Raw genomic sequence first — 12,414 nt, 5'->3', positions numbered from 1 at the left:
TTCCTAATATCCACCCGGTCAGCGAAGGGGTGGTTCATGACGCGCAGCGCGCGCAGGCGCCGGGACCGGGTCGCGGTCGACGAACTGCTGCGGCAGGCCGGCCTGCGGCCGCGGCGGCCCGGCTCGCGGTCGGCCGAGGCGGCGGCCCGGCGAGGTCCGGAAGCCGAGGCGCGCGGCGGTGCCGCGGGCCGGATCGCGTTGGCCTCGGCGGTTCTCGTGGTGCTCGGCGGGCTCGTACTCGCCTTGGCGACCCGGCAGGACCCCGTCCCGGGCACGACGCAGTTCCCGCAGCTGCAGCCGGCGACCGGCGTGCCGACGTCCACCGCGATCGCCGCGCCGACCCGGACGACGACGCCGTCCCCGGTGGTCATGCACGCGCGTGAGACCCCGACGGCGACGCCCACGCCGACGGTGACGGTGAACCTGCCGCCGTCCCCGACGATCACGATCACGCTCCCGACGTCCCCGTACCGCTGCTACCCCTCCGGCTGCCGTCGCGACGGCACACCGGTGCGCTGACGCAGCAGCAGGTAGATCCCGGCCGCGAGGACGAACCCGGCGGCGAACGTCAGGTCGCCGGTGGCGGGCACGGCCTTCGGGAACGGCGCGGTGTAGAGCGCCTGGTTCGCGAACAGCCCGACCGACGCCACGAGCGCGACGGCGAACGCGGTGAACCCGGCGACGTTGCGGTGCCGCCGGTCGGCCAGCAGCTCGCCGAACTCCGTGCCGCGGCGCAGGTGGTGGTCGGCCAGCAGGACACCCAGCCACGGGCCGATCCAGTACGCGATGACCAGCAGGAAGTTCTCGTAGGCGTGGCCGGCGTCGGCCAGCCCGAGCCAGGCGAGCACGAACCCGACCGCGCCGAACGCCAGCGCGACGACGGCGCGGCGCCAGGCCAGCGGCAGCCGGACGCCGAGCGCGAGGAAGGCGAGCGCGCCGGAGTAGACGTTGAGGACGTTCGCGGCGACCGCGCCCAGCGCGATGGCCAGCAGCGTCGCGGCGGCGAGGTACCCGGGCAGGTGGCCGGTGAACGCCGTCGCGGGGTTGTCGTCGGCCGGGCCGCCGAGGGTCGTCGAGGCGGCGCCGGCGAGCATCAGGACGGTCGTCGAAAGGAACAGGCCACTGCCCGCGTAGAGGCCGATCGCGCGTCTTGACGCGGTTTTCGGGAGGTAGCGCGTGTAGTCGGCGGCGTACGGGTTCCAGCCCGCGGTGTAGCCGAACGCGGTGCCGACGGCGAGCAGGAACCCGCCGGTGCTGCCGGTGTTGGCCGTCGGCCCGGCCTTCGCGAAGACGACGACGCTCGCGGCGCCGAACACGACGGCCAGGACGGCGAAGACGTACTTTTCGTAGGCCTGCACGAGGTTGTGCCCGAAGAAGGCGATGACGATCTGCAGCGCGACGACGAGCACGAGGCAGGCGACGGTCGGCAGCCCGGTGAGGCTGGCGAGCGCGAAGGCGCCGCTGACGCTGTTGACGGCGAACCAGCCGACCCCGGCCATCACCGACATCAGCGCGGCGGGCAGCAGGTTCCCCCGGTAGCCGAAGGCGGCCCGCCCGAGCACCATCTGCGGCACGCCGTAGCGCGGGCCGCGGGCGGAGAGGACGCCGTGCGCGAGCGCGCCGAGCCCGTTCCCGATGACGGCGGCGAGCGCGGCTTGCCAGAACGAGAGCCCGAAGGCGGTGACGGCGAGGACGCCGACGAAGACCGTGGCGAACTCGAGGTTGGGGGAGGCCCAGGTCCAGGCCAGCTGCCGCGGGGTGCCGTGCCGGTCGGCGTCGGCGACGGGTTCGACCCCGCCCGGCTCGACCGCGACCACCTTGCCGCCGTAGGTGGGGTTCGCCATGGGAAGACAGTAGGCGACGGAGATTGCGCCGGTGTGACGTCCGGGTTCCCGCTCACCGGCACGGGTTCCGGTCGCCGGTACCCGCGAAGGCCCCCTCACCGGCCCCGATGCCGGTGAGAGGGCCTCCGACAGCCCCACTACGGGTCTGGTGTCAGCCGGTGTACCCGGCGACGATCTTGGTGAACGCGTACTTGTCCTGCGAGATCCCGCTGCACTCGCCGCCGCCGCTGCAGTCGCGGTTGGTGGCCCAGAACGTGAAGCGGGCCAGGTGGTGGCTCGTCGCGTAGCCGCGGATGGAGGTGAAGTTCGCGACCGTGACGGTCTCGCCCGCGTTGTCGGTCTTGCCGTTCATCGAGGAGAGGCCGCTGTGCCGGTAGGCGGTGTCGTCGCTCCAGCCGAACGTGGTCTTGAGCTGGTTCTTCAGCCCGTCGACCGCGGACTTCGTCATGGCGGCCATGTCGCCGCCGCTGGAGAAGTCGAACGGCATGACCGACCAGACGTCGACCGGCGCGCCGATCGCCTTGGCCTGGTTGATCAGCCGCTTGCCCCACGAGTCGGGGCCGGTCGTCGTGGTGCCGATGGTGATGACGACCTTCAGGTTCGGGTTCTTCTGCTTGGTCAGCTTGACCGCGTTGAGGATGCGGTCCTGCACGGTGTTGTTCTGGAACTCGTCGGTGTTCTCGATGTCGAGGTCGATCGCCTTGAGGCCGTAGGCGTCGATCACCTTCTGGTACGCGCCCGCCAGCGCCGAGGCCGAGGTGCACTTCGAGCCCAGCTTCGTGCCGGACCAGCCGCCGAACGACGGGATGACGTCCCCGCCCGCGTTCCGGATGTTCTGGATCATCGTCTTGTCCGAGCCGGTCAGCGACCGGCTGCCGTCCCACTTCGGGTTGCAGGTGCCGTCGGACAGGACGAACGCGAGGGTAAACGCTTTCACGCCGGTCGCGGACATCGCCGCGGTCGGACTGGTCTGCCCGGCCCACTGGTACAGGTACGGGGAAGCGAGCACGGGGTCGACCGCGGCCATGGCCTGCGGGGCGAAGCCGACCGCCGTCGCCATCGCGGCTCCGGCCGCGAGGGCGAGGGTGACCAGCCGGCGCACGGGGGTCGCCGATCCGGCCGGAAGCAGGCCACCCCGCGAGCGGCGGGCGACCTTCCCGCCGAGGTCGTTCGGCCGTGACTGCGGTCGGATCGGCGGCAAGCGGTGCAGCATGGGGTCCTCCAAGGAGCAGGTTGGAGCACCTCCGGTTTGAGGCGGCGGGATCATCCCGGGAGGAGCGCTGTGTGCCACCACACAGTGGACTAGACCAATGTGGTGTGTCAACCCTTCTTCGGTCGGAAAAATGACTTACCGTGCGCGCACGGCTCCGGTGCGTCGGCGGTGTGAGATTCCCCTGAAGGCGGAGTGACACCGCCCCGCATTCCGGCTACTTTGCCGAAATGGTGGGGGATTCCACGGTCGCCGCCGGCGGGGGACGCCGCCCGGGCCGGTTCCTGCCCGCCGTCGTCCTGCAGCGGTGGGCCCTGTGGCGGTTGCCGCGCCGGGCCCAGGTCTGCTACCTCGTCGCGGTCGACGTCCTCGCCGTGGCCGCCACCGCGCTGGCCGCCGTCCGGTACCCGCCGTTCGCCGCGATGCTGACGCCGTTCGCGCTGCTGCTCGGCGGGATGCTGGTGTCGGCCGAGCTCACCCGCGGCGTGGAGCGGCACCGCGAGGACACGCTCCTCGGCCCCGGCGTCGACACGCCGTGGATCTTCGCCGGGGTGCTCGTGCTCCGGCCGGGCCTCGCCGTCGCACTGGTCGTGCTCTCCGCGCTGCACCAGTGGTTCCGGGTCCGCAGAAGACCCGTGTACCGGCAGGTGTTCGGCGCCGCGGCCACGGCGCTGGCCGGGCTCGCCGCCGGGGCGTTCCTCACCGCGACCGGTGTCCGGCCGCTCGGCGAGGTCCTCGACGCCCGCACCGTCGTCCTGCTGGCCGTCGCCGGCGTGGTCTTCCTGGCCGTGAACGCCGCGCTCGTGACCGCCGCCGACGGTCCCCGCCGCCTCCGCGAAGCCCTGCCGGGCCACGCCTTCGACGCCGCGATGACGACGTCCGCCCTGCCGCTCGCCTGGGCCGTCGGAGCCGCGCCGCTGCTCGTCCCGCTGCTGGCCGGCGCCACTGTCGTGCTGCACCGCGGCGGGCAGGGCCACGGCCGCCGCGACCACGTGACCCTCGACCCCGGCACCGGGGTGCTGACCGCCGCGTCGTGGCGGGGAGCCGCCGAAGCCGAGCTGACCCGGCTCGGCCGCCACGGCCCCGGCCAGGCCGTGCTGCTGCTCGATCTCGACCACTTCCGCCAGCTCAACGACCGCTACGGCGCCCGCATCGGCGACGCCGTCCTGCGCGCGGTCGCCGACACCCTGCGCGACGAGGTCCGGGCCGCCGACCTCGTGGGCCGCTCCGGCGGCGAGGAGTTCGCGGTGCTGCTGGCCGGCACGGGCCCCTTCGACGCGATGGCGATCGCGGAGCGCATCCGGCTGCGGGTCGCGGCGACGCTGGTGGCGCTCAAGGCGTCGGGCGACGGGCCGCACTTCGTCGGCGTCACGGTGTCGATCGGCGTGGCGGGCTGCCCGGACGGCCTCCTCGCGGACGCCCTGCTGGCGGCGGAAGCGGCCCTGCTGCGCGCGAAGGCGGCGGGCCGCAACCGGACGATCTGCGCCGAGCCGAGGCCGTGATCCTTCCGTTAGGCACGGCGTGCAACCGGGAATACCGCCGGGCGTCTTGAACGGCAGGAAGGCGGCGAGGGGCCGCCCGGGGGAATTCAGGGGGAACAATGCGGGTATTCCGTCGTGCCGTCGGGGCCGGTGCCATTGTGGTGGCGGGCGTGATTCTGTCGGCGTGCACCGCCCAGCCGGATTCGCCGGTCGCCACGCCGGCGCCGACGACCGCGACCACCACACCGGCCACCGCTACCACCACGCCGACCACCGTTCCCGTGGAGGTCACCCCGTCCGCGCAGGCGGCGAAGCCCGCGCCGGCCAAGGTGAGCGCGTGTGCCTCGGCGACCAAGGCCACGCTGGAGGCCGCGGTCAAGGCGAACAAAGGTATGGCCGACGCGCTGCTCATCGACGGCAAGGGGCTGCAGGGCATCAACTGCGCCGAATCGTGGGCGTACGCGCATTTCACCAACGAAATCGACGGCGGTCACATTCTCTTCGCCTACCGGAACGGAAAGTGGGTCGCGGCCCGCGGGGGCACCGCGGAAGTGTGCGACGAAATTCCGGCCGCGATCGCGAAAAAGATCTGTCAGTGAGTGACCGTGATCGCGGTCAATTTCTCGCGGAGGTAGTCCGAAGCGATCACTTCCGGGTACGTCGTCCTGCCCAGGGGCGGGGCCAGTGACGTGATCCGCGCGTCGTGGTCGGTTTCGTAGAAGAAGATCAGCGACACCAGGTCCTCGTCCGGGGCGGTGGCCGCGGGCGGGAGGACGCGGTGGCGCGTCAACCGCCAGCGGTCACCCGTCCAGCGGGCCATCAGGTCGCCGATGTTCACCGTGAACGCGTCCGGGTGGAACGGCGCGTCCTCCCACTCGCCGTCGGCCGTGTGGATCTGCAGCCCGCCGACGCCGGCCTGGCGGTCGAGCACGGTCACCGTGCCGAAGTCGGTGTGCGGGCCGATCCGGAACTGCTCCGGCTCCGGCGTCCCGACGTGGGACATCGGCGGGTACCAGTTGATGTTGAACGTGTACGTCGGGTGCGCGGTGTGCCGCGTGAAGTGGCTCTCCGCCAGGCCGAGCGCGGCGGCGAAGATCTCCAGCAGGTGGTCCGAGAGCGCGCGCATCCGGCGCATGTACTCCGTGGCCGTCTCGGCGAGGCCCGGCACTTCGTCCGGCCAGACGTTGGGCTGGAACCAGAACCCGTCGATTTCGGCGACGCCCACGCCGGAATCCGCGCCCGCGGAGTACGACTCCTTGAGGTCCGGCGGGGTCTCGGTGCCTTCGGCGTAGCCGTTGGCCTCGACGCCCGGCGGCAGCCAGCCGCGGCCGCCGACGGTGACGGCGTAGCGCTGCTTGACGTCCTCGGGCAGCGCGAAGAACTCCCGCGCCAGCTCGCGGGTCCCGCGGCGCAGCTCGTCCGGGACGCCGTGCCCGGTGACGAGCAGGAACCCGGACTCCCGCAGCGCGCGGTCGATCCGCGCGGCCACGTCGGCCCGGCCCTCGGAGGTGCCCGCGAACCACGGCGAAAGGTCCACGAGCGGAACGGTTGACGGCATACCGGCTCCTCGTCAGGGACTGTCGGGACAATACTGTCGGGACAGCACTGTCGGGACAACACTGTCCTATTCGGACTTCTCGACCCCGATGTCCTCGAACCACAGGTCCGGGCGCGCGGCGATGAACTCCGTCATCAGCGCGGTGCAGGCGGGGTCGTCGAGCAGGGTGATCTCCACGCCGAGCCCGGCGAGCCAGTCGTGCCCGCCGTGGAACGTCTCCGCTTCGCCGATGATTACGTGCCCGATCCCGAACTGACGGACGAGACCGGAGCAGTACCAGCACGGTGAAAGCGTCGTGACCATGATCGTGTCGCGGTAGTGCGGGCGGCGCCCGGCAGCGCGGAAGGCCGAGGTCTCCGCGTGCATCGAGGGGTCGTCGTCCTGCACCCGCCGGTTGTGCCCGCGGCCCAGCAGGGTGCCCGCGGTGTCGAACAGGGCGGCCCCGATCGGCACGCCGCCCTCGGCCTTGCCCAGTTCGGCTTCTTCGCGGGCGACGGCGAGCAGGGTGTCCGGGTCGATCGGCATGCGCCACTCTTTCCGCCGGACGTGGTCCGTGGCAAGTGGCCGGCCACCTCCCAGGTGGATCGAGGACCGGAACTGTCCGCGATGTCTGGCACACTGCGTGCCATGTACGGGACATCGGAACGCCTGCTCAGGCTGCTTTCGCTGCTGCAGGCCCGGCGCGACTGGCCGGGCGCCGACCTGGCGGCGCGGCTCGAGGTCGACGTCCGCACGATCCGCCGCGACGTCGAACGGCTGCGCTCCCTGGGCTACCCGGTGCACGCGACGCCCGGCGTGGCCGGCGGGTACCGGCTCGGCGCGGGCGCCGCGCTCCCGCCGTTGCTGCTGGACGACGACGAGGCCGTCGCCGTCGCGGTCGGCCTGCGCACGGCGGCGAGCGGCACGGTCAGCGGCATCGAGGAGACGTCGGTGCGCGCGCTGGCGAAGCTCGAGCAGGTGCTGCCGGCCCGGCTGCGGCCGCGGGTCGGCGCGCTGCACGCGGCCACGATGTCGCTCCCGGGCGGCGGCCCGACGGTCGACGCGTCGGTGCTGACCGTGATCGCGGCGGCCTGCCGCGACCACGAGCGCCTGCGCTTCGGCTACGGCGACCGCTCCGGCGCGGAGACCGAGCGCTCGGTCGAGCCGCTGCGGCTGGTCCACACCGGACGGCGCTGGTACCTCGTCGCCTACGACCTCGACCGCGCCGGCTGGCGCACGTTCCGCGTCGACCGGATCACCGGCGTCCCGGCGCCGAGCTTCCGGTTCACCCCGCGCGAACCGCCGGCCGAGGACCTGGCGGCGTACGTCTCCCGCCAGATCTCGACGGCGCCCTACCCCCACCGGTTCGTGCTGCGCGTGGCGGCGCCGGCCGAGGTGCTCGCCCGGCGCATCCCGCCGACTTCCGGGGCCGTCGAGGCGATCGACGAGCACAGCTGCCGCGTGCGGACCGGAGCGAACACCCTGGACACGGTGCCGTACTACCTCGCGCAGTGGGGGTTCGACTTCGTGGTGGAGGAGGCACCGCCGGGCCTGGTCGAGCGGCTGCGGACGGTGGCCGAGCGCTTCGCCCGGGCTGTCGGCTAGCCCGGCTCGACGCGGACGCGCTCGCTTTCGCCGTCGGAGAGGAACGCCGCCAGCTCGCCTCCTTCCGCGGTCACCGCGGCGCGTTCGGGCCGGGTCAGGCGCCGCAACGGCCGCACGGTCACCGTGCCGTCGTCGGACGTCCAGGTCGCCGAGACGCGGCCGTCGACCAGGACCACGCGCTCCCCGGCCACCGACAGCCCGCGGTGGGCGTCGTCGATGATCCGGCCGCGGTCGTCGTAGCCGAGGATCGCGTTGTCGAACGCGGGCAGGAACCGCACCGGGGCCGGCGTGCCCGCGTCGGGGCGCGGGGCGTCCGGCAGGTCGAGGAGCTCGCGGCCGCGCTCGTCGCGGAAGACCACCAGCTCGTCGCGGACGGCCTTCACCGCCGCCGGGAGCCCGGCCAGGCCGCTCCACATCCGCAGGTCGGCGGTCGCCGCCGGGCCAAACGCGGCCAGGTAGCGCTTCACCAGCGCCTGCCCGACCCCGTCGGCCGCGTCCGGCGGGGCGACGTCGCGGCCCAGCCACGACGCGAGCGGCAGGTTCCGGACCCCGCCCTTGGCGCGCCACAGCCCGCGCGGCGGCAGCTGCGCGACCAGGATCAGCGCGGCGACCAGCATCTCGCCGAGCGGTCGCGGCCCGGCGGCCGGCCACCGGTCCGCGACCGCGCGCGCGAGGTCGCCCATCGACCGCGGCTCGCCGTCGGCCAGCACCGCCCGGCCCGCCGCCGCGAGCTCGTCGAGGTCCACGCCGTCGAGTTCGCGGCGGTAGGTGCCGAGGACGCGCTGGCGCAGCATGCCGTCGAAGCGCGCCCGCCACGCCAGGACGTCCTCGGCGGTGAGCAGGTGGACGGTCCGGCGCATCAGGTGCGTCCGCACCACCCGCCGCCCGGTGAGCAGGCCGGACAGCTCCGCCGGGTCGAACGCGCGCAGCCGCGACCACAGCCCCGTGAACGGCTCCTGCGGCTCCTGCGCCTGCAGCCCGCCCAGGTGCGCGACGGCGTCGTGCACGGGCAGCTCGGCGCGGTCGAGCAGCAGCTGCCGGGCGAGCGTGGCGCGGTTGAGCGCTCGCGTGCCGAGAACCGTCACGTCGCCTTCCGGCCGTCGAGCGTCTCGCGCAGGAGGTCCGCGTGGCCGGCGTGCTGGGCGGTCTCGGCGATGACGTGGATGATGGCGCGCCGCGCGGTCCAGACCGTGCCGGGGCGGTTCCACGGCGCGTCCGGCAGCGGGTGCGCCGCGGACAGGTCGGGCAGGGTGCGGACGACGTCCTCGCTGCGCTTCGCGACGTCTTCGTAGCGCGCGAGCACGCTCGCGAGGGTCTCACCGGGCTGCATGGCGAACTCGTTCTGGTGGTCGACGGCCCACTGCGGGTACTCGCGGGCGGTCCCGGCCGCCATGTCCGCCCAGGTCACACCGTCGGGCAGGTCGTACTGCATGGCCGACGGGCCTTCGACGGCGAAGCGTAGCCAGTTCTCCTCCATGGATGCGACGTGCTTGACGAGCCCGCCGAGGCACAGCGCGCTCACGGTCGGCCGCGCGCCGGCCTGCTCGTCGGTGAGGCCGTTGGTGGTGCCGACGAGGGCGGCGCGGGCCGCCGCGAGCTCGGCGATGAGGTCGTCGCGTTCGGTTTCGTGGGTCATGCGACCAGCATGGCAGCAGTAGCGGACAGGGAGTGTCCGCTACTTCGGGCAAGATCGGGGGATGCCGAAAACTTCCGCGCGCCTGCTGGCCCTGCTCTCGCTCCTCCAGGCGCGGCGCGACTGGCCGGGGCCGCTGCTGGCCGAGCGCCTCGAGGTCAGCGCGCGCACGGTCCGCCGCGACGTCGACCGCCTGCGGGAACTCGGCTACCCGATCGCGACGACCAAGGGTCCCGACGGTGGCTACCGGCTCGGCGCGGGCACCGAGCTGCCGCCGCTGCTGTTCGACGACGAGCAGGCGGTCGCGCTGGCGGTGGCCCTGCGGACGGCGACCGGCGCGGGCATCGAGGAAGCCGCCGCGCGGGCGTTGACCACGGTCCGGCAGGTGATGCCGGCCCGGCTGCGCCACCGCGTGGACGCACTGCACGTCACGACCGTTTCGCCCGCGGGGCCGCCGGTGGACCCGTCGGTGCTGGCGACGCTCAGCGCTGCGGTCCAAGCCCGCGAAGTCCTGCGGTTCGGCTACGCCCCGGCCGGCGTCCCGCGCCGGGCCGAGCCCCACCACCTGGTGACCCGCGGCGGCCGCTGGTACCTGGTGGCGTGGGACCTAGACCGCGCGGACTGGCGCACGTTCCGCGTGGACCGGATGACCCCGCGCATCCCGACCGGCCCGCGGTTCGCGCCCCGGGAGCTGCCGGGCGGCGACGTGGCGGCGTTCGTGGCGGACCGCTTTTCGGGCAAGGACGAGTGCCGCGGCGAGGTGATCCTGGACCTCCCGGCGGGCGTGGTGTCGACGTACGCCCGCGACGGCGTGGTGGAGGAGCTGGGCCCGGACCGCTGCCGCCTGGTGCTGGGCGCGTGGTCGTGGGTCGGCCTGGCGGCGTCGATCGGGCGCTTCGACGCGGACGTCGAGGTCGTGGGGCCACCGGAGTTGAAGGACGCCTTCGCGCGCCTGTCACGGCGTTATGCCGCGGCCGCTCAGTGAGAGCCGGGTCCGGGCCACCAGGTGGTCTCGTCGGCGAGGGCACCCGCCAAGTCGGCGTCCTCGAGCACGGTTTCCTCCAGGTCGGCGCCGCGAAGGTCGGCGCCACGGAGGTTGGCCTGGGCGAGGTTGCTGCCGTGGAGCCGGACCCGCCACAGCCGGGCGTTCTCGAGGTTGCCCAGCCGCAGGTCGGCGTGGCTCAGGTCGGCGGTGGGCCAGGACGCGCCGGCGTCTTCGCCCGGGCCCCACCGGCCCAGGACGGTGAGCGCGGCCTGGACGTCCATGGCCCGGACCCGCAAGGGTGGTGTCGCGTCGATCGGCTGGTCGGCAGGGTGGCCGGAGCCGTCCGGGGGTGGCCACGGCGACCGCACCCGCACGTAGGCGGCGAGGACGTGGACGATGGCCTCGCGATCGCGCGCCGATTCCGAGGCGATCCGGTCGAGCGCGTGGATGCCGCCCAGCCGGGCCGACGAGTTCTCGTTCCCGAGGAGCTCGACCGAACGCCCGAACCGCTCGGTGAGCTGGCCCTGCCGCTCGATCTCCCGCTGCTCGCGGCTGTCTTCGACGGTGTGCCGCAGCTGGCGCCACGTGCCGTAGGCGCCCAGGAGCAGCACCGCGCCGGCGATGCCCTGCAGCAGCGCCAGCCGCGCGTCGTTGACGGCCTTCACGTAGTCAGCCGGCGAAAGCGCCGCGAGCTGAGCGCCGGTGAGCTCGGTCCGCACGATCACCACGGGGAAGACCGTCGTGCAGGCGGTCAGGAAGGCGAGGCCCAGCACCGCCACGAGGACGATCGGTCCCCGCCGCCGTCGTCGATTGCCGGGCGTCGGCAAAACGACCGCTTAGTCTGTGACCGGCGTCTCAGGCCGGGCGCCGAGCATCCGCAGCACGAGTTCGCCGTACTCCTTGCCGAGCGCGGTCGGCGTCTGGCGCGCGCGTTCGGAGTACCAGCGGGCGACGTCGACGCCCAGCGAAAGCACCGCGCGGGCCGAAACGTGCGGGTCGGAGACGGTGAACACGCCGTCCTCGACGCCGTCCGCGATGACCTTGCGGACGATCCGCTCGATGCGCCGCCGCAGCTCGGCGACCACCTCGAACTCCTGCTCCGGCAGGGCCTGCAGCTCGTACTGGACGACCCGCGCCACGGTGTGCCGCCGCGCGTGCCAGGCCACGAAGTCCTCGACGATGAGCCGGATCCGCTCGACGGGGTCGGACTCCTTGGCGACGACGTTCTCGACGAGGGCGAGGGTCTGCTCGTGGCCGTACCGGCTGATCGCGAACAGCAGCGCGGCCTTCGAGGGGAAGTGCACGTAGAGCGCGGCGGGACTCATCCCGGCGGCCCCGGCGATGTCCCGCGTGGTGGTGGCGTGGTACCCCCGCTTGGCGAAGGCCTCGACACCGGCGAGCATCAGCCGCCGAGCGGTCTCCGGCTGAACGTCCGGCCACAGTTCGGCCGACAGCGACATCGTCATCCGGTGATCCTCCCAGATAGCACCGCCCGCGGTGGCCGGCTCCGACCGTGCCCATTGTAAGCGGGCGCTAAGTCAGCGAATCTGGGGATACATCCCCAAAATGGGGATGTCATGCCAGCAGGCCAGCGCCACTGGTGTCGTTCACGCCGTGCCGCCCTTCGGCGCACCGGACACCGGTAGTCCGGCCTGGCGGCACGGCGCGCACGTACCGGGAGCGCCGTGCAGCGCGCGCAACGGCAGCTGCCCATCGATTCGCCCGCGCGCCGCGCGGCCGGGCGGCACGCCCTGAGCTGAGACCGGCAGCTGCCTCGGGAGCGGCTGACACGGATCGCGGCCCCGCGGGCGACAACGTCACGCTCGCCTTGCGCCTTCTGAAAGGGGCCGGCCCAGTAACTCGCCGCCTGCCCGCAGGCCGCCGAGGTATTGGCCAAGTTATGCGAGCCGTGCAGTTATCTGCGCAACGGAGCCAATGACACGTTCGAGGTCTCCGACGACGCAGTGCACCACGTAGTCTTCGCCCATCTCAAGAAGGCCGGCTCCGGGAATTCATCACGCGGCGACGGCAGTCCGAGAGCTACCGAGCCGCGCAGCGCGGCTGAGCCACAGCACCGAGGACAAGCAGGGGAAAGCCGACAACGCAGAACGTGACCATG

General features: G+C 73.2%; 13 protein-coding genes. 5 read left to right on the top strand and 8 right to left on the bottom strand.

Going from position 1 to position 12,414, the window contains the following annotated elements; all coding sequences use genetic code 11:
• Nucleotides 1–36 precede the first annotated feature (36 nt).
• Nucleotides 37–519: a hypothetical protein gene (locus tag ACYVLJ_RS12430; RefSeq protein ID WP_460438748.1), complete on the top strand. Its 483-nt coding sequence runs from the start codon at nt 37–39 to the stop codon at nt 517–519.
• Here ACYVLJ_RS12430 and ACYVLJ_RS12425 read toward each other — a convergent pair.
• Together ACYVLJ_RS12425 and ACYVLJ_RS12420 are read right to left on the bottom strand one after the other, a co-directional pair.
• Entirely contained in the window at nt 477–1,844 is a 1,368-nt protein-coding gene (locus ACYVLJ_RS12425; protein ID WP_460438747.1) for a purine-cytosine permease family protein, read from the bottom strand. The two genes, ACYVLJ_RS12430 and ACYVLJ_RS12425, sit on opposite strands and share 43 nt — an antisense overlap.
• A 151-nt stretch (nt 1,845–1,995) precedes the next feature.
• Nucleotides 1,996–2,946 carry a chitinase gene (locus ACYVLJ_RS12420; RefSeq protein ID WP_460439125.1) on the bottom strand — a complete coding sequence of 317 codons (951 nt, stop codon included), beginning with the start codon at nt 2,944–2,946 and terminating at the stop codon, nt 1,996–1,998.
• Nucleotides 2,947–3,284: 338 nt separating this feature from the next.
• Between ACYVLJ_RS12420 and ACYVLJ_RS12415 the strand changes: the two genes are divergently transcribed.
• Together ACYVLJ_RS12415 and ACYVLJ_RS12410 are read left to right on the top strand one after the other, a co-directional pair.
• Nucleotides 3,285–4,556 carry a GGDEF domain-containing protein gene (locus ACYVLJ_RS12415; RefSeq protein ID WP_460438746.1) on the top strand — a complete coding sequence of 424 codons (1,272 nt, stop codon included), beginning with the start codon at nt 3,285–3,287 and terminating at the stop codon, nt 4,554–4,556.
• Between the two features lie 98 nt (nt 4,557–4,654).
• Nucleotides 4,655–5,134, top strand: a complete 480-nt coding sequence (locus ACYVLJ_RS12410; protein ID WP_460438745.1) for a hypothetical protein — start codon at nt 4,655–4,657, stop codon at nt 5,132–5,134.
• On the opposite strand, the gene ACYVLJ_RS12405 is transcribed toward ACYVLJ_RS12410, so the two are convergent.
• On the bottom strand, nt 5,128–6,093 hold the full coding sequence (locus ACYVLJ_RS12405; protein ID WP_460438744.1) for an isopenicillin N synthase family dioxygenase: 966 nt from the start codon (nt 6,091–6,093) through the stop codon (nt 5,128–5,130). The two genes, ACYVLJ_RS12410 and ACYVLJ_RS12405, sit on opposite strands and share 7 nt — an antisense overlap.
• A gap of 66 nt (nt 6,094–6,159) precedes the next feature.
• Nucleotides 6,160–6,618 carry a nucleoside deaminase gene (locus ACYVLJ_RS12400; RefSeq protein ID WP_451975751.1) on the bottom strand — a complete coding sequence of 153 codons (459 nt, stop codon included), beginning with the start codon at nt 6,616–6,618 and terminating at the stop codon, nt 6,160–6,162.
• A gap of 102 nt (nt 6,619–6,720) precedes the next feature.
• On the opposite strand from ACYVLJ_RS12400, the gene ACYVLJ_RS12395 reads away from it, so the two are divergent.
• Nucleotides 6,721–7,677, top strand: coding sequence for a helix-turn-helix transcriptional regulator (locus ACYVLJ_RS12395; RefSeq protein WP_451975754.1), 957 nt, complete (start codon nt 6,721–6,723; stop codon nt 7,675–7,677).
• Here ACYVLJ_RS12395 and ACYVLJ_RS12390 read toward each other — a convergent pair.
• Nucleotides 7,674–8,762: a winged helix DNA-binding domain-containing protein gene (locus ACYVLJ_RS12390; RefSeq protein ID WP_460438743.1), complete on the bottom strand. Its 1,089-nt coding sequence runs from the start codon at nt 8,760–8,762 to the stop codon at nt 7,674–7,676. The two genes, ACYVLJ_RS12395 and ACYVLJ_RS12390, sit on opposite strands and share 4 nt — an antisense overlap.
• Nucleotides 8,759–9,313, bottom strand: coding sequence for a DinB family protein (locus ACYVLJ_RS12385; protein ID WP_460438742.1), 555 nt, complete (start codon nt 9,311–9,313; stop codon nt 8,759–8,761). The genes ACYVLJ_RS12390 and ACYVLJ_RS12385 overlap by 4 nt, the downstream gene beginning before the upstream one ends.
• Before the next feature lie 61 nt (nt 9,314–9,374).
• Here ACYVLJ_RS12385 and ACYVLJ_RS12380 point away from each other — a divergent pair, with 61 nt between their 5' ends.
• Nucleotides 9,375–10,295, top strand: a complete 921-nt coding sequence (locus tag ACYVLJ_RS12380; RefSeq protein WP_460438741.1) for a helix-turn-helix transcriptional regulator — start codon at nt 9,375–9,377, stop codon at nt 10,293–10,295.
• Here the strand turns inward: ACYVLJ_RS12380 and ACYVLJ_RS12375 are convergent.
• Both ACYVLJ_RS12375 and ACYVLJ_RS12370 read right to left on the bottom strand, forming a co-directional pair.
• Entirely contained in the window at nt 10,289–11,074 is a 786-nt protein-coding gene (locus ACYVLJ_RS12375; protein WP_460438740.1) for a pentapeptide repeat-containing protein, read from the bottom strand. The genes ACYVLJ_RS12380 and ACYVLJ_RS12375 overlap by 7 nt on opposite strands.
• Before the next feature lie 57 nt (nt 11,075–11,131).
• Nucleotides 11,132–11,761 carry a TetR/AcrR family transcriptional regulator gene (locus ACYVLJ_RS12370; protein ID WP_460438739.1) on the bottom strand — a complete coding sequence of 210 codons (630 nt, stop codon included), beginning with the start codon at nt 11,759–11,761 and terminating at the stop codon, nt 11,132–11,134.
• Nucleotides 11,762–12,414 lie beyond the last annotated feature (653 nt).

The organism is Amycolatopsis stemonae, from assembly GCF_054781455.1.
Note: the sequence above shows the minus strand (reverse complement) of the source record. Positions and strands in the feature narration are given on the sequence as shown.